Annotated in this window: 13 protein-coding genes; 2 read left to right on the top strand and 11 right to left on the bottom strand. The window is 39.6% G+C overall.

Features of this window, described 5'->3' with window-relative positions:
* Both ACINWC743_RS08150 and ACINWC743_RS08155 read right to left on the bottom strand, forming a co-directional pair.
* Positions 1-225, bottom strand: a 225-nt coding sequence (locus tag ACINWC743_RS08150) for a hypothetical protein (RefSeq protein WP_157432064.1), incomplete at its 3' end; no start/stop codon positions are given.
* Positions 195-1,856 (bottom strand): Ig-like domain-containing protein, encoded by a 1,662-nt coding sequence (locus ACINWC743_RS08155; protein WP_009585085.1) that lies wholly within the window; start codon positions 1,854-1,856, stop codon positions 195-197. The genes ACINWC743_RS08150 and ACINWC743_RS08155, both read right to left, overlap by 31 nt.
* Before the next feature lie 724 nt (positions 1,857-2,580).
* On the opposite strand from ACINWC743_RS08155, the gene ACINWC743_RS08160 reads away from it, so the two are divergent.
* Complete coding sequence (locus ACINWC743_RS08160) at positions 2,581-3,342, top strand: 3-oxoacyl-ACP reductase (RefSeq protein WP_009585080.1); 762 nt, start codon at positions 2,581-2,583, stop codon at positions 3,340-3,342.
* A gap of 96 nt (positions 3,343-3,438) precedes the next feature.
* Here the strand turns inward: ACINWC743_RS08160 and sucD are convergent, their stop codons facing one another.
* The 9 genes from sucD to sdhC form a co-directional block, all read right to left on the bottom strand.
* Positions 3,439-4,329 carry a succinate--CoA ligase subunit alpha gene (gene sucD / locus ACINWC743_RS08165; RefSeq protein ID WP_004829423.1) on the bottom strand — a complete coding sequence of 297 codons (891 nt, stop codon included), beginning with the start codon at positions 4,327-4,329 and terminating at the stop codon, positions 3,439-3,441.
* Positions 4,330-4,341: 12 nt separating this feature from the next.
* Positions 4,342-5,508 (bottom strand): ADP-forming succinate--CoA ligase subunit beta, encoded by a 1,167-nt coding sequence (sucC, locus tag ACINWC743_RS08170; RefSeq protein ID WP_004829424.1) that lies wholly within the window; start codon positions 5,506-5,508, stop codon positions 4,342-4,344.
* 168 nt (positions 5,509-5,676) lie between these two features.
* Positions 5,677-7,113, bottom strand: coding sequence for a dihydrolipoyl dehydrogenase (gene lpdA, locus ACINWC743_RS08175; RefSeq protein ID WP_005032929.1), 1,437 nt, complete (start codon positions 7,111-7,113; stop codon positions 5,677-5,679).
* A gap of 60 nt (positions 7,114-7,173) precedes the next feature.
* Positions 7,174-8,388 carry a 2-oxoglutarate dehydrogenase complex dihydrolipoyllysine-residue succinyltransferase gene (gene odhB / locus ACINWC743_RS08180; RefSeq protein ID WP_004829426.1) on the bottom strand — a complete coding sequence of 405 codons (1,215 nt, stop codon included), beginning with the start codon at positions 8,386-8,388 and terminating at the stop codon, positions 7,174-7,176.
* Positions 8,388-11,225 carry a 2-oxoglutarate dehydrogenase E1 component gene (locus ACINWC743_RS08185; RefSeq protein WP_005032931.1) on the bottom strand — a complete coding sequence of 946 codons (2,838 nt, stop codon included), beginning with the start codon at positions 11,223-11,225 and terminating at the stop codon, positions 8,388-8,390. Before ACINWC743_RS08185 ends, odhB begins: the two co-directional genes overlap by 1 nt.
* 624 nt (positions 11,226-11,849) lie before the next feature.
* Positions 11,850-12,560, bottom strand: a complete 711-nt coding sequence (locus ACINWC743_RS08190) for a succinate dehydrogenase iron-sulfur subunit (RefSeq protein ID WP_004829428.1) — start codon at positions 12,558-12,560, stop codon at positions 11,850-11,852.
* Positions 12,561-12,574: 14 nt separating this feature from the next.
* Entirely contained in the window at positions 12,575-14,473 is a 1,899-nt protein-coding gene (locus tag ACINWC743_RS08195) for an FAD-dependent oxidoreductase (RefSeq protein ID WP_005032935.1), read from the bottom strand.
* Between the two features lie 12 nt (positions 14,474-14,485).
* Positions 14,486-14,851 (bottom strand): succinate dehydrogenase, hydrophobic membrane anchor protein, encoded by a 366-nt coding sequence (sdhD, locus tag ACINWC743_RS08200; RefSeq protein WP_004717289.1) that lies wholly within the window; start codon positions 14,849-14,851, stop codon positions 14,486-14,488.
* On the bottom strand, positions 14,851-15,240 hold the full coding sequence (sdhC, locus tag ACINWC743_RS08205) for a succinate dehydrogenase, cytochrome b556 subunit (protein WP_004829430.1): 390 nt from the start codon (positions 15,238-15,240) through the stop codon (positions 14,851-14,853). The genes sdhD and sdhC overlap by 1 nt, the downstream gene beginning before the upstream one ends.
* Positions 15,241-16,318: 1,078 nt before the next feature.
* Here sdhC and gltA point away from each other — a divergent pair.
* Complete coding sequence (gene gltA / locus ACINWC743_RS08210) at positions 16,319-17,593, top strand: citrate synthase (protein ID WP_004829431.1); 1,275 nt, start codon at positions 16,319-16,321, stop codon at positions 17,591-17,593.
* Positions 17,594-17,769 lie beyond the last annotated feature (176 nt).

A 17,769-nucleotide genomic window follows, 5' to 3' on the forward strand; every position in this document is an offset into this window, starting at 1 on the left:
TGTGTCATTACTATATCCAGCGTTATCTATATGACCCGTATTTGGGACGACATTGTCATTTACACCTGTAATCGTTGCGATTTGTGTTGGCACAATGTTGTCAACATAATTGGTACTGGTACTTGGTCCAGTGTTGCCTGAAGCATCAGTCACTGTGCCACTCACCGTACCTGTCGGTTGGTTGATCGCAGAGGTCACCGGTCCGTAATTACCGGAACTGTCCACCGCGTCGTAACAGTGCTGCCATCTGGATAGCGGATTTCAATGTTGCTGTTTGGCTCAGCCGTGCCACTGACACTTACCGAACCATCTGGATTGCTTGTGACATTGACCACTGGCGCTGCTGGATCAATGTTGTCAACATAGTTGGTACTGGTACTTGGTCCAGTGTTGCTTGAAGCATCGGTCACTGTGCCACTCACCGTACCTGTCGGTTGGTTGATTGCAGAAGTCACAGGTCCATAATTACCTGAACTGTCCACAGGCGTCGTCACAGTACTGCCATCTGGATAGCGAATTTCAATGTTGCTGTTTGGCTCAGCTGTGCCACTGACACTCACCGAACCATCTGGATTGCCTGTGACATTGACCACTGGTGCTGCTGAGGCAGTTGTAGTATTGATAGCAAAGTTGGGACCAACACCACCAATACCAACATTACCTGTAATATCTGTAAAACTTCCTGCAATCACACTAATTTTATTATTGCTTGCCAAGAAATTTGCGTTGGGTGTGAAAATGGCTGTCCAAGTTAGACCACCATCATTACTGCTTACTGGACTTAACGTCCCATTTGATACCAAGATATCATCATTACCAAAGTTTTTTACGATCTCACTAAAACTAAACGTTACAAGCGCTGATTCACCTATAGTTAGAATCGTATCACTCATACTAATAATGACTGTTGGTGCTGTACTATCTACTATTACTACCGCAGGCGGACTAACATTTCCCGATGCATCTACAGCGGTCACTTTAAGCGCTGTACCATCTGGAATAGATGTTGTTGGTGTAAATGTAAATTTACCGTCTGGTCCTGCTGTTGTAGTACCAATGACTTTACCTGAACTATCAGTAATATTTACCGTACTTCCTGCTTCTGCTGTCCCTGTAATTGGACTACCGTCTGTAGGATCAACGATGGGTTGAGCTGGTGCAGTACTATCAACAATCACTTGCGCAGGCGGACTAACATTTCCCGATGCATCTACAGCCGTTACTTTCAGCGTTGTACCATCTGGAATAGGTGTTGTTGGTGTAAAAGTAAATTTACCATCTGGTCCTGCTGTTGTAGTACCGATGACTTTACCTGAACTATCAGTAATATTTACTGTGCTTCCTGCCTCTGCTGTTCCTGTAATTAAACGACCATTAGTCGAATGAACAAGCGGTTGATTGGGTGGAGTCACATCTCCATTTTTTTTATCACTGGATGAATCGTTATTGGCTATAGCAGCAATAGCACCTATACCTAAAGCACCACCAATCACCCAAGGTAGAATCTCAATATTTGCATCATGATATAAAAGTGGTTCTATATCATTGATAGAAATATAGTTTACAGTTTCTAAAACATCTTGTGTTTGATTTAATTCCAACAAAAATAATTTATTCTGGTCATCTTTTAAAACAATGTCATTATCTGAATGGCTAGCAAAAAAATTCTCAATTGAAATTTTCTCACCACTTTTTAACAGAATGACCAATGCATTTCCCACTCTTTCTGTTGATGCAATATCTTCTTTTTTCACATTAATAATAACAACTGAATTTTCAACCAACTTCACATCGGTTGAGCCCTTTAAGTCTAAAACCTGATGAGTTTCTTTAGAAACTATTTGAATATTTAACATAATTTTTTCCCTTTATAATTTCATTAAATGTTTTGAATTTCATGTTTTTATTTGCAACGTTTTTGAGAGCACTCTTAATTGAATTGAACTATTTTTTAGTATTTTATTATTGAAATATAAAACGCACTAAACAAAATAACTAATATAAAAAGTCACAACATATACTCATGTTTTTTAATGATTTTATAAAAAAAATTAATCAAAAATTAAATAAAATAATTTAAATCAATATTTTTCAACACCTTATTATTTATTGTTTTTATCAAATTTAATAATCTATTAAATTAAATAATCATCGTTATAAAATACATTTAATTTTTAATATTAAATAGAACACAATATTCAAAATTAATGCAAACCAAAACACATTAAATAAACAATCAAATTCAAATAATCTAAGAATGAAATGTTAAAAAATATAAGTTTACTTTTAACCAAACATCCATCTTTGTTATACCCACCATCTTGTCGTAAATACACAAGAGAATTTCGGCGCTTATATCTATAATTTTGTTGTTCTTAGGAAATGATGCTTTTAAAATAATTTCTTAGAAGTAGTGAAACTTTTTCAACTATGAAATGTTGATCATTGTTTAACTAATGCAAAAGCCTTTAGGCTAATATTTAAAATAAAATACTAAAATTTATACAAGATTAACCCATTTTAAATGCTTAGCATAAAAATGCTAAACTCTAACTTATTTCAATTCAGTGGATGATTCGCATGGAAATACGTGATCAAATTATTCTCGTTACGGGTGGTGCACGTGGCTTAGGTCTTGCCATTACTCATGCTTTAATACGAGAAGGTGCAAGGGTTGTTGTGAACTATTTCAATAGCGAAGAATCCGCACAACAACTTGCCAGAGAACATGCTGAACAAGTATTTATTTACAAGGCAGATGTGACTGACGAAGACCAAGTGAACTTGATGTTCAAAAAAGCTAAATTGCATTATGGGCATGCAATTACTTCAGTCATTAATAATGCACTTTTATCTTTTAAATTTGATGGAGACTTACGTCCTAAAGTCGAAGCGCTGAGTTGGCATAGCATGCAACAGCAATTAGATAGTGCTGTTAAAGCAGCTTTAAATACAACTCAAGCTGCCTTAGAAGATATGAAGAAAGATCATTTTGGTCGTATTATTAATATTGGAACAAACCTCGTACAAAATCCTGTGGTTCCATATCATGATTATACAGCAGCGAAAGCAGCACTTTTGGCTTTTACTCGAACAACATCACATGATCTTGGGCAGTATGGAATCAATGTCAATATGCTTTCAGGTGGTCTATTACGTAAGACTGATGCCAGTAGTGCAACACCAGATCAAGTCTTTGACTTAATTGCTGCATCGACACCATTACAAGAAGTCACAACCCCTGAGCAGTTTGCAGATGCAATATTGTTATTTTTATCGCCTTGGTCTAAAGCAGTGACAGGACAAAACCTCATCGTTGACGGTGGCTTAGTCAAAGGTTAATGATATAGCGAAGATTGAAGCAAATATAATAAATAGTTAAAACAAAAATGAGAGCCTTAAGGCTCTCATTTTTAGATCATTTTTGAAATACTGGGATTAAGCCAAACCTTTCTTTTTCAATACATCAAGCATTGTTGAACCGAGTTCAGCAGGACTACGCGTATATGCCATGCCTGCTTTTTCAAATGCAGCGAATTTCTCTTCAGCAGTACCTTTACCACCAGAGATAATCGCACCAGCATGTCCCATACGTTTACCCTTAGGCGCAGTAACACCAGCGATATAACCCACCACTGGTTTAGTGACATTTGACTGGATATACTCAGCAGCTTCTTCTTCCGCAGAACCACCAATCTCACCAATCATAATGATTGCTTCAGTTTGTGGATCTTCTTGGAAAAGTTTTAAGCAGTCAATTTGGTTCATACCCGGAATTGGGTCACCACCGATACCAATACAAGTCGACTGACCTAGACCAAGCTTGGTTGTTTGTGCAACTGCTTCATAAGTCAATGTACCAGAACGTGAAATAATCCCGATTTTACCTGGCTGATGGATATGACCTGGCATGATCCCGATCTTACATTCACCCGGTGTGATAATCCCTGGACAGTTAGGACCGATTAAACGAGCATTATTACCATAAGTTTCAAGGTAACGTTTTGCTTTAAGCATGTCTAAAGTCGGAACGCCCTCAGTGATCACAACGATCAATTCAATACCTGAATCAATCGCTTCAACGATTGAGTCCAATACAAATGGAGCTGGAACATAGATCGAGGTTGCATTAGCACCTGTCTCTTTTACTGCTTCACGCATCGTATTAAATACAGGCAAACCGATATGCGTTTGACCACCTTTACCTGGTGTTACACCACCAACAACTTTTGTGCCATATGCGATTGATTGCTCAGAATGGAATGTACCATTTTTACCCGTAAAGCCTTGTACCAATACTTTTGTGTCTTTATTTACTAATACGCTCATGATTGATACTCCTTACGCTTTCACTGCAGCAACAACTTTTTCTGCCGCATCGGCCAAACCGTTTGCAGAAATTAATTTTAAACCTGATTCATCAAGTAATTTTGCACCTAACTCTGCATTGTTCCCTTCTAAACGAACAACCACAGGCACAGTCACATTTACTTCTTGAACCGCTGCAATAATCGCTTCAGCAATCATGTCACAACGAACAATACCACCAAAGATATTGATCAATACACCTTGCACTGAACTATCTGAAAGAATGATTTTGAATGCTTCAATAACACGATCTTTCGTCGCACCGCCACCCACATCAAGGAAGTTAGCAGGCTGACCACCGTACAGTTTGATAATGTCCATGGTCGCCATCGCAAGACCTGCACCATTCACCATACAACCAATGTTACCTTCTAATGCAACATAGTTTAGATCAAATTCAGATGCTTTTAGCTCACGTTCATTTTCTTGAGATTTGTCGCGCATTGCAGCAATCTCAGGTAAACGATATAACGCATTTGAATCAATGCCAACTTTTGCATCTACACACAAAATTTCACCATTTTCACGAACTGAAAGTGGGTTAATTTCAAACAATGCAAAATCATTTTCAACAAATGCTTTATATGCACCCGTCATAATCGTTACAAACTGATTGATTTGTTTGTCTTTAAGACCCAATTGGAAGCCAACATCACGTGCTTGGAAAGGCAATAAACCTACCAATGGATCAACTTCAACTTTAATAATTTTTTCTGGTGTTTCTTCTGCAACTTTTTCAATTTCCACACCACCCTCAGTCGACGCCATAAAGGTCACTCGACGGCTAGAACGATCGACAACTGCACCGAGGTACAATTCACGCTCTACTGGGTATACATCTTCACAAACAAGAATACTATTTACAGGCTGACCATTTGCATCAGTTTGATAGGTGACTAATCGCGTACCTAATAAATTTTTTGCGTATTCAGCTGCTTCTTCTTTTGACTTAACAACTTTCACACCACCCGCTTTACCACGACCACCTGCATGAACTTGGGCTTTCATCACCGCGAATTTGCCACTAATCTGGTCAAATGCTGCTGATGCTTCTTCTGGAGTAGTGATTAAAATGCCTTCTTGAACTGGCATACCATATTTTTTCAACAGCGCTTTCGCTTGATACTCATGTAGATTCATCTTTTACCTTTTACTACTTTTCACATTGTTATGACACACCAATACCTAGACTTCCATCACAATAACTATTGGCATTTATTAAAAATTGTTGTTGTATTCTTAGATGATTATTCAATTAAAAACAACCATCAAAAGTAAAAAGAGCGGTCGAAACCGCTCTTTTTTGTTTTATTTACGTTTACGTTGGATGGCGTGAATCGCACGACCATCAACTGCAAGAGCAGCTTCGTGAACGACTTCTGAATATGTTGGGTGACCGAAAGTCATCAATTGTAAATCTTCTACAGAAGATACAAACTCAAGCGCAATCATACCTTGGTGTACGATGTCTGAAGCGCCAGGACCGATGATATGCATACCCAATAAACGATCTGTTTTAGCATCCGCAACGAATTTCACAAAACCTGCTGATTCATTTGCAGCTAAAGCACGACCATTCACAGCAAACGGGAATTGACCAGTTTTAACTTCGTGACCTTTTTCTTTAGCCTGTTCTTCAGTTAAACCCACCCAAGCCGCTTCAGGATGTGTATAGATCACAGAAATAATGGTGTCATAGTTTACTTGTGCAGCATGACCGTGCATACGCTCAACAGCCATTACACCTTCTTCCATTGCTTTATGTGCAAGCATTGGACCACGCACCAAGTCACCAATCGCATATACACCATCAACAGATGTTGCACACCAATCGTTTACTTCAACCAAACCACGCTCAGTCAATTTAATGCCTGAATCTTCAGCCAACAAACCTTCTGCATATGCTTTACGACCCACACAAACAATCAATTTGTCAAAAGTTTGAGTTTTGTCTTCACCAGCTTGGTTGTACTGTACAGTCACTTCACGACCGTTGATTTCAGTACCAGAAACTTTAGCGCCAATACGAATATCTAAACCTTGTTTCGTTAAAAGTTTTTGATAATCTTTTGCCAAAGCTTTGTCCGCCATTGGTAAAAATGTATCTAATGCTTCAAACACAACAACTTCAGAACCCAGACGACGCCATACTGAACCAAGTTCTAGACCAATTACACCAGCACCAATCACACCTAAACGCTTAGGTACTTCTTGGAATTCAAGTGCACCAGTAGAGTCAACAATTAAGTCTTCATCTACTTTTGCAACTGGAATATTTACAGGAACAGAACCAGTCGCAAGAATCACATATTTAGGCTCTAAAACTTGAACGTCACCACCTTCTAATGGTGTAAATTCAACTTTTTTACCCGCAAGTAATTTACCAGTACCTTGTAACCATTCGATGCCGTTTCCTTTAAGGAGCTGCGCAACACCGCCAGTTAAATTGTCAACAACTTTGTCTTTACGAGCAAGAAGCTTTTGAAGATCAAGTTGTACATTTTCAACTGAGATTCCGTGTACATCTAAGCCATGAAGTGTGTCTTCATAGTGATGTGAAGAATCTAATAATGCTTTAGAAGGAATACATCCCACGTTCAAGCAAGTACCACCTAAAGATGGCTTACCTTTGTGTACACGTTTTTCGATACACGCAACTTTAAAACCAAGTTGTGCAGCGCGAATTGCCGCTTCATAACCACCTGGTCCACCGCCGATTACAACAAGATCAAACTGTTGAGACATGCTTATCTCCAAGAACAAGCCTAGAGGATCGCCCTAAGCTTGTGATGTTATTCTAAAGAATTAAAGGTCAAGGATAAGTTTAGCTGGCTCTTCAAGTAACTCTTTAACCGTTACCAAGAAACCAACAGCTTCTTTACCATCAATCATACGATGGTCATAAGAAAGCGCTAAATACATCATTGGAAGAATTTCAACTTGACCATTCACTGCCATAGGACGCTCTTGGATCTTGTGCATACCTAAGATTGCAGTTTGTGGTTGGTTCAAAATAGGCGTTGAAAGTAATGAACCGAAAGTACCACCGTTGGTAATTGTGAACGTACCACCAGTCATTTCTTCGATAGACAATTTACCTTCACGTGCTTTAGCAGCATATGCACCAATACCAGATTCAACTTCAGCATAGTTCATGCGGTCAGTATCACGAAGAACTGGAACAACAAGACCACGATCAGAAGAAACCGCAACACCGATATCATAATAACCATGATAGATGATGTCATCGCCATCAATTGATGCATTTACAGCTGGATAACGTTTAAGCGCTTCAGTACAAGCTTTAACGAAGAATGACATAAAGCCTAGACGTGCACCATGACGTTTTTCGAAAGCATCTTTGTATTGCTTACGCATTTCCATGATTGGCTTCATGTTCACTTCGTTAAACGTAGTCAACATTGCAGTTTGCTGAGTTGCAGCAAGAAGGCGCTCAGCAACACGTTTACGTAAACGCGTCATTGGAACACGTTTCTCGATACGCTCACCTACAGCAACACTCAATGGGGTTGCAGGAGCAGCAGCTGGTTTAGTTTGATGATTGGCAACATCTTCTTTGGTGATGCGACCACCACGACCAGTACCATCAACATCTGCAGCAGCAATACCTGTTTCAGTAAGTGCTTTACGTACTGCAGGTGCTTGATCTTGGACTTGAGCACGCTCAACAACAGGTGCATTACCTGCTTGAGTTTGTGCAGCAGCTTGCTCAACTTTCTCTTCAGATTGAACTGCTTGAGTTTGAGCTGCACCAGAAACTGCACCTTCTTCAAATGTTGCGATTACTTCAGCAGAAAGAACTGTATCACCTTCATTTTTGATGATTGCAGAAATAGAACCATCAGCAGGAGCAACAACTTCTAAAACAACTTTATCCGTTTCAATATCACAGATCACTTCATCACGTGATACTGCTTCACCTGGTTGTTTGTGCCAAGTTGCGATTGTTCCGTCAGCAACTGACTCTGGGAACACAGGTGCTTTAATTTCGGTTGCCATTATTTAGATTCTCCTGATTGATCAGCCACGATCGCTAAAGCGTCATTTACGAGCTGAGCTTGTTGTTTTGCATGCAAATATGGTGAGCCACATGCAGGTGCAGCTGAAGCTTCGCGTCCTGCATAGCTAATTTGAACTTGTAGACCAGATTTCATTACACCTTCATATAAACGAGGAGCAATGAACAACCATGCGCCTTGGTTTTTCGGTTCTTCTTGACACCAAACGAGTTCTTTCACGTTTGGATATGTCGCAAGAACTTCTGCAAGACGTTTTTCTGGGTACGGATATAACTGTTCAACACGTACAACTGCAATGTTCAAATTTTCTTCACGACGTTTTTCAAGTAAGTCGTAATAAACTTTACCACCACAAAGTACAACACGTGTTACATCTTGTTTGTTGATTTGATCCACTTCATCAATCACAGTCTGGAACGTACCAGTTGCAAGCTCATCTAAAGTAGATGTTGCAAGTTTGTGACGAAGCAATGATTTAGGCGAAGTCACAATCAGCGGTTTACGGATTGGACGTACCGCTTGACGACGCATTGCATGGAAAATCTGTGCAGGTGTTGTTGGTGTAATCACTTGCATGTTTTCTTCGGCACATAACTGTAAGAAACGTTCAAGACGTGCAGATGAATGCTCTGGACCTTGACCTTCGAAACCATGTGGAAGAAGAAGTGTTAAACCACAAACACGCTCCCATTTGGTTTCACCAGATGAGATAAATTGGTCAATTACCACTTGCGCACAGTTTGCAAAGTCACCGAACTGAGCTTCCCAAATCACTAAGCTTTTTGGCAATGTTGTTGCATAACCATATTCGAATGCAAGAACCGCCATTTCAGACAATAAAGAGTCATAAATTGCAGTACGTGGTTGATTTTCTTTGATATGACAAAGTGGGATGTAAACAGAACCATCAACTTGGTTATGTAGTTTTGCATGTCGGTGTGAGAATGTACCACGACCAACGTCTTCACCTGTCAAACGAACCAAATAACCATCATCAAGAATAGAAGCATACGCTAGAGTTTCTGCTGCACCCCAGTTGAGTGGCATTTCACCTGTTTGCATTTTAAAGCGATCATCAATCACTTTTGAAACTTGGCGTTGCATCACGAAGCCTTCTGGAAGCTCACGCATTTTTGTACCAAGTTCTTTTAAACGCTCAATCGGGAATGTTGTATCCCAATCATCGGTATAGTCATGACCAAGGTATGGTGTCCAATCAACAAACATTTTTTTGTTTGGCTCAAGCACCAATGCATTTGCAACGTGATTTCCTGCTTCAAGATCTTCACGGTATTTTTCAACCATCGCATCAGCAGATGCACGGTCTAATACTTTTTCTTGTACCAATTGGTCAGCATAAAGCGTACGGGTCGTCGGCTTTTTGCTAATAACTTGATACATCATCGGTTGAGTTGCTGCTGGCTCATCTGCTTCGTTGTGTCCACGACGACGGTAACAGAACATGTCAATCACAACATCTTTACGGAATGTATGACGGAAATCATGTGCCAATTGAGAAACAAACAATACTGCTTCAGGATCATCACCATTGACATGGAAGATCGGTGCCTGAATCATTTTAGCGATATCAGTACAGTATTCTGTTGAACGTGCATCACGTGGATCAGAGGTTGTGAAACCCACTTGGTTGTTCACTACAATGTGAACTGTACCACCTACGGTATAACCACGAGTTTGCGACATTTGGAAGGTTTCTTGGTTGACACCTTGACCTGCAAATGCAGCATCACCGTGAACAATCACTGGCAATACGTCATCACCACCAATGTCTTTACGACGGACTTGGCGAGCACGTACAGAACCTTCAACAACAGGTCCAACGATTTCTAAATGTGATGGGTTAAATGCCAAAGCCAAGTGAACTTCGCCACCGGGTGTCATTACATTTGAAGAGAAACCTTGATGGTATTTTACGTCGCCTGAACCTTTTTTATTCAGTGCTTTACCTTCAAACTCACCAAATAAATCAGCAGGGTTTTTACCCATGATATTGACAAGTAGGTTTAAACGACCACGGTGAGGCATACCGATAACGACTTCTTTACAACCTACAGAACCTGCACGTTGAATCAGTTCGTTCACCATAGGAATGAAAGATTCACCACCTTCGACACCGAAACGCTTAGCACCAACATATTTATTGCCAAGGAATTTTTCTAAACCTTCAGCTGCTGTTAAGCGTTCAAGTACATGTTTCTTTTGATCTGCTGAAAAGCCAAATTGACCACGCGCACTTTCAAGGCGTTGTTGAATCCAACGTTTTTCTTTTGTGTCAACGATGTGCATATATTCTACACCAATAGAAGCACAATACGTCGCTTCCATTGCGTTAACCATTTCACCTAAAGTGGCTTCAGTTTTACCAATCGCCAAGTTACCCGCATTGAAAACCGTATCTAAATCAGACTTGGTTAAACCATGGGCAGCAAGGTCTAAATCAGGCACGTCTTCGCGTTTAGCCAAACCAAGTGGATCAAGTTTTGCTTTTTGATGACCACGGTTACGATATGCTGCAATCAGTTGCAATACACCGATTTGACGACGTTCATGCTCAGTACTTACTTCGCTTTGAACCACTGGCTGAACACGACTTGAATTACGACCTAATAATAAGAATTGCTCACGAATATTTCCGTGTGGTTGGTCGCCTTTAGGGAATTTATCGAAATATTGACGCCAATCCTCACCTACTGAGGTTGGAGAAGAAAGGTACTGTTCGTAAAGCTCTTCAATATACGCTGCGCTGTCAGCGGAAAGTTCAGTATCAAGACGCAATGCGTCAGCAACTTCTTGCATTTGTGGACCCATTTCCTATTGCAAAAACATTAGAGGGTGCTTTTTAAGCACTCCCATGATTGATAATGCCAAATCGGTAAATTGACATTCACCCATCAGGTACTAATGACCATGGGGCGTTATAAACATTAGCTTATTACTAATGCATACAATGAATCATAACGCCTTCATTGGCATCATCACTCACTTATATACTCAACCGAGGCTGAGCAATTTTTTGCAAATCGACTTAGAAAAAACAAAAGACTTTTTGCTTTTTCTAAAGCGGTTCTAAACGGCATCTATAAAAAAGATTTATAAACCGATCTGAGTCACACTTATGTTGAAAAAATGTACCAAAAACAAAGTCACTTTTTCACATATAGTGGTTTGTTAAATCGTAACATGATCTGCCACTTCAATTGATTTTTTTGACACATACCATCTATAAATTAGCGAAATACATACAAGAAATAATCAATTATTATCCCTCCATTTATATCGGGTCAGTTGTTCTGTTTTCAACGCTTTTATCGCAAATCATCACAATAAAAAACAACATTCTCTTTTCCTGCTCTCTCCTCAATGAATTTGCATAAAAAAAAGAGCGCACATCTAGGATGTGCGCTCTTTATTGACGTCGTATTAACCTGCTTGGTCAAGCAACATGCTACGGATATGACCGATTGCTTTTGTTGGGTTTAAACCTTTAGGGCATACAGATACGCAGTTCATGATTCCTTTACAACGGAACAATGAGAATGGGTCATCAAGACGTGATAAACGGTCTTGAGTCGCTGTATCACGAGAGTCAATGATAAAGCGATATGCATTCAACAATGCTGAAGGACCCAAGAATTTATCCGGGTTCCACCAGAATGATGGGCATGAAGTTGAACAACATGCACAAAGAATACATTCATACAAACCATTTAAGTGTTCACGCTCTTCTGGAGATTGTAAACGCTCTTTAGGTGGCGCAGGTTGATTATTGATCAGGAATGGCTGAATTTTGTCATACTGATCGTAGAACTGATTCATATCCACAACTAAATCTTTAACCACTGGCAAACCAGGTAATGGACGAATGACGATTTTTTCAGGTAAATCGTTCAAGTTCCATAAGCAAGCAAGACCGTTTTTACCATTGATGTTCACACCATCAGAACCGCAAATACCTTCGCGGCAAGAACGACGGAATGTCAATGATTCGTCTTGTACTTTCAATGCTAGAAGTGCATCAAGCAACATACGATGCTTATCTGTCAACTCTAGTTTAAAAGTTTGCATATACGGCGCTTTATCCTTATCAGGATCATAGCGGTAGATTTCGAACGTACGAGTACCTCTACTCATCTTATCTCTCCCGATTAGAATGTACGTGGTTTAGGTTCAATTGGGTCTACAGACAATGGGCTGTAACGTACAGGTTTGTATTCAAGATGATTATCTGCTGAATACCATAACGTATGTTTCATCCACTCATCATCACGGCGACCATATGAATAGTGCTCATCATCAGCAGGCAATTCATAATCCACAACTGTGTGTGCACCACGACATTCTTTACGCGCAGCAGCAGAAATCAAGGTTGCTTTTGCGACTTCATATAAGTTTTCAACTTCTAAAGCTTCAATACGTGCTGTATTAAATACTTTTGATTTGTCTTTCAAATGAATGTTACGTACACGTGGTTCAATCGCAAGGATTTGTTTAACACCCTCATCAAGCAATGCTTGAGTACGGAATACACCTGCGTGGTCTTGAACGATGTCACGAATCGCATCTGCAACTTCTTGGGCATTTTCACCAGAAGTTGAATCATCTAAATGACGAATACGCTTCAAAGTGTTTTCAAGCACATCATTTGGAAGTGGTTGATAATCATCACCGTGGTGTTTTGTCACATAATCAATGATGTGCTCACCAGCAGCTTTACCGAATACAACCAAGTCAAGAAGTGAGTTAGTACCCAAACGGTTTGCACCATGTACAGATACACATGAACATTCACCAATTGCATAGAACCCTTTTACAGGTACTGTGTAATTCATTGTGCCATTGGTTGTATATTCATTGGCTGCTTTATCAAATCCAGCATAGAAGCCTGGTTCATTTTTAGCTGCTTCAGGAATAACCACTTGACCATGAATATTTGTTGGAATACCACCCATTTGATAATGGATTGTTGGTACCACTGGAATAGGCTCTTTGGTAATATCCACGTTGGCAAATTTCTTACCAATTTCGAATACTGAAGGTAAACGTTTCATGATCGTGTCCGCACCTAAGTGCGTCATATCAAGAAGAATATAGTCACCTTTAGGACCACAACCACGACCTTCTTTGATTTCTTGGTCCATTGAACGTGATACGAAGTCACGTGGTGCCAAGTCTTTCAAAGTTGGTGCATAACGCTCCATGAACGGTTCGCCGTCTTTGTTACGAAGGATTGCACCTTCACCACGACAACCTTCAGTCAACAATACACCCGCACCAGCAACACCCGTTGGGTGGAATTGCCAGAATTCCATATCTTGTAATGGAATACCAGCACGTGCAGCCATACCTAGACCATCACCCGTATTAATATAAGCATTGGTAGATGCACGGTAAACACGACCAGCACCACCCGTAGCGAATAAAGTTGCTTTTGCTTGGAATACTGCAATCTTGCCTGTTTCTTGGTCAATTGCAGTTACACCGAGTACATCACCTGCTTCGTTACGAATTAAATCCAATGCGATCCACTCAACAAAGAATTGAGTACCCATTTTCACATTGCTTTGATACAGCGTATGAAGAAGCGCATGACCTGTACGGTCAGCAGCAGCACATGCACGAGGAACTGGTTTTTCACCATAGTTCGCAGAGTGACCACCAAACGGACGTTGATAAATTGTGCCGTCAGCGTTACGGTCAAATGGCATACCCAAGTGTTCAAGTTCATAAACAACTTTAGGTGCTTCACGACACATGAACTCGATTGCATCTTGGTCACCTAACCAGTCAGAACCTTTTACTGTGTCATAAAAGTGATAGTGCCAGTTATCATCTTGCATATTACCAAGTGATGCACCGATACCACCTTGTGCCGCAACAGTATGAGAACGTGTTGGGAATACTTTAGTTAGCACTGCAACTTTCAAACCTGCTTGAGCAAGTTGATACGAAGCACGCATACCTGAACCACCACCACCAACGATGACTGCATCGAAGAACTGGCTTGGAATATTTGAATAATCTTCTTTAGGGGTTAAAGCGCCCATGACATCTTCCTATCAATTCGCCCAAAAAATCTGGATTGCCCAGATCGCATATGCAATTACAGCAATAATCACTGCTGAAGTTAACACGATGCGTAAACCTGAAGCTGAAGGCCCCATTTGACGAGTAGTCACATAGTCAGTGAATACTTGCCACATGCCAATCCAAGCATGCGCAACAAGAGATAAGACTGCCAATAAAGATAAAATCTTCATTGGAAGTGTCATCATAAAGCCGAACCATTGCTCATAGTTAAATCCGCCATTGCACAGAATCCAACCTAATACCACAACAGTATAAACAGCTAGAACAACAGCACTTACGCGTTGGATATACCAATCACGAGAACCTGACCCCGTTAAACCTGTAGCACTTTTCATTAGAGAACAATCCATACGAATGATGCGATAATTGCTATCACAGCCAAGATTAATGCAATAGTTGCTGCTACGCGACCACTTTGCAACTCTTCAGCAAAACCTAAGTCAGCAAGTAGATGCTTAATACCCATAATGAAATGGAATAATAAACCAGCGACAAATACCCATACGATGAAGCGTACAACGAAGCCACCAAAGATTGCTTGAACTTGAGCAAAACCTTCAGGCGAAGACAAAGACTTGTCTAAAAGCCACAAAAGTACCGGTACGAGTAAAAATACGATGACACCTGAAAGACGGTGTAGAATTGATGCAATAGCCACAGGGGATTTTAAGTTTACATCTAAAACTTGACCCATGGACAAATTGACAGGTCTGTTGCTTTTCACAGCGGGCATCCTGTAAGTAAAAACTCCATCCGGAGTTTGTTGGAATTAATTCGAAGGAAAGCTAGCATTGTCAGACAAGTTAAATTGTCTGAACTTTAAACGACACTGAATTATAAAACGTGAACAGTCAAATTACAAACTGTCGAAATTGGCTTTTTCTTTAAAAAACACTCAAATAAGAATCATTTACATTCATTTGTAAGCTTATATCAATATTTTAAATCAAGCATTTAGCGCTATCTCTTTATTTTTTATGATTTTTAAACATAATACTTTTCGACATCATAATGGTGGATATTATTTTCATAAATTTAGACTAAAGCACAACAATACGGACAAAAGCGTCCTCTCCTACCATTATCCTAGAATTTTAAATTCTGTATTCAATTTAACCCTATACAGATACCCATTATGTCGCTTCTAAATATCGCTTTATTTTCATTTTTAATGGTCATTATTTTATTCTGTGATTTAATTTAAAGCTTTACAATAAGAAAGAACGACTTAGTTTGTGAATAATTCAATTTTGACTGCTCAATATTGCGCACATTTGCTTGTTTTAACAACATGCAAAACCTGATTTAACGGTTGTTTTGGGTGTTTTTTGTACCAAAAACTAGATAGCAAAAACTATTTTTTAATCAATTAAGCACTAAAATGAAAATAAATATTTCATCATTTCATTTGGATGCTTTTCATACTGCCATTACATTAAAAGCTATGTAAGTCGTGAAATTTAGAAGTTTTTAAAACATGGAATCTAAGGAATTTGGCTTACAAAAACATCAAAATATTGGTCTAAAATGCCATTTCCTGTCTAGCAATCCTAATTATTTTTCTGCACCTAACTCTGAATTTACCTTATTATACTGACCGACTCTGAAATTTGATGCTCAATCTAACTGGTTAAAGTTGGACTAACTGTAGATGAAAACATGACTTTTTCATCCATAAGTATAATTGACAAAATTTCAGTACTCACTAAGCTAAATAGCAATTTTTGATCCGTCTGACTTGTGCATTACAAGATGACTAAGCAAGTTAGATAAAATATCCACCAGGACAGGAGATCTATTGAATGTCTGCAGCAACTGGCAAGAAAGCCGTTCTAGAGCTTGATGGCAAAAAAATTGAATTACCAATTTACAGCGGCACATTGGGCCCAGATGTAATCGACGTTAAGGATGTGTTGGCTTCAGGTCACTTTACTTTTGATCCTGGTTTTATGGCGACAGCTTCTTGCGAGTCTAAAATCACTTTCATCGATGGTGATAAAGGCGTTCTTTTACACCGTGGCTATCCTATTGCTCAACTTGCGACTCAAGCTTCTTACTTAGAAACTTGCTATTTATTGTTAAGCGGTGAGCTTCCAACTGCTGAACAAAAATCAGACTTCGAAAACAAAGTCCGCAACCACACTATGGTTCATGACCAAGTAAGCCGTTTCTTCAATGGTTTCCGTCGTGATGCTCATCCAATGGCTGTGATGTGTGGTGTGGTAGGTGCGTTATCTGCGTTCTATCACAATGGTTTTGACGTTGAAAACGTAGATCACCGTGAAATCACTGCAGTTCGTTTAGTTGCTAAAATTCCTACTTTAGCTGCTTGGACTTACAAATATACTATCGGTCAACCGTTCGTATATCCACGTAACGATTTAAGCTATGCTGAAAACTTCTTATACATGATGTTTGCTACTCCAGCAGATCGTGACTATAAAGTTAACCCTATTCTTGCTAAAGCAATGGACCGTATCTTTACGCTTCATGCTGACCATGAACAAAATGCCTCTACGTCTACAGTACGTTTAGCTGGTTCTACTGGTGCTAACCCTTACGCTTGTATTGCTGCAGGTATTGCTGCGCTTTGGGGACCTGCTCACGGTGGTGCAAACGAAGCCGTTCTTAAGATGCTTGATGAAATTGGCACTGTAGAAAACGTTGCGCCGTTCATGGAAAAAGTTAAAACTAAAGAAGTTAAACTTATGGGCTTCGGTCACCGAGTTTATAAAAACTTCGATCCACGTGCGAAAGTTATGAAAGAGACTTGTGACGAAGTGTTAAGTGCACTTGGTATCAATGATCCACAACTTGCGCTTGCAATGGAACTTGAACGTATTGCGTTAAGCGACCCGTACTTCATTGAACGTAAACTTTACCCGAACGTAGACTTCTACTCAGGTATCATCCTTAAAGCGATTGGTATCCCAACAGAAATGTTTACTGTAATCTTTGCGCTTGCACGTACTGTGGGTTGGATCAGCCACTGGTTAGAAATGCACAGCGGACCTTACAAGATCGGTCGTCCTCGTCAGCTTTATACTGGCGAAACTCAACGCGATATCAAACGTTAATTCGTTACGCGTTCAGATCGAACAAGAGACCACCCTTTGGGGTGGTTTTTTATTACATATTCATACCAGCTGGCACAATCTATTTATTTTAAAATTCTTTTAAAAATCAAAATATAACAATATTAATAATAAGTATTGAAAGCTCAAATTCATATGTTCTCGATAAAGCTTACAAA

The organism is Acinetobacter sp. WC-743 (genome assembly GCF_000335555.1).
GTDB classification, from domain to species: Bacteria; Pseudomonadota; Gammaproteobacteria; order Pseudomonadales; family Moraxellaceae; genus Acinetobacter; species Acinetobacter bereziniae.

Coding starts and splice junctions, on each gene's coding strand:
- ACINWC743_RS08155 (WP_009585085.1), bottom strand. CDS start 1,856: ATGTTAAATATTCAAATAGTTTCTAAAGAAACTCATCAGGTTTTAGAC.
- ACINWC743_RS08160 (WP_009585080.1), top strand. CDS start 2,581: ATGGAAATACGTGATCAAATTATTCTCGTTACGGGTGGTGCACGTGGC.
- sucD (WP_004829423.1), bottom strand. CDS start 4,329: ATGAGCGTATTAGTAAATAAAGACACAAAAGTATTGGTACAAGGCTTT.
- sucC (WP_004829424.1), bottom strand. CDS start 5,508: ATGAATCTACATGAGTATCAAGCGAAAGCGCTGTTGAAAAAATATGGT.
- lpdA (WP_005032929.1), bottom strand. CDS start 7,113: ATGTCTCAACAGTTTGATCTTGTTGTAATCGGCGGTGGACCAGGTGGT.
- odhB (WP_004829426.1), bottom strand. CDS start 8,388: ATGGCAACCGAAATTAAAGCACCTGTGTTCCCAGAGTCAGTTGCTGAC.
- ACINWC743_RS08185 (WP_005032931.1), bottom strand. CDS start 11,225: ATGCAAGAAGTTGCTGACGCATTGCGTCTTGATACTGAACTTTCCGCT.
- ACINWC743_RS08190 (WP_004829428.1), bottom strand. CDS start 12,560: ATGAGTAGAGGTACTCGTACGTTCGAAATCTACCGCTATGATCCTGAT.
- ACINWC743_RS08195 (WP_005032935.1), bottom strand. CDS start 14,473: ATGGGCGCTTTAACCCCTAAAGAAGATTATTCAAATATTCCAAGCCAG.
- sdhD (WP_004717289.1), bottom strand. CDS start 14,851: ATGAAAAGTGCTACAGGTTTAACGGGGTCAGGTTCTCGTGATTGGTAT.
- gltA (WP_004829431.1), top strand. CDS start 16,319: ATGTCTGCAGCAACTGGCAAGAAAGCCGTTCTAGAGCTTGATGGCAAA.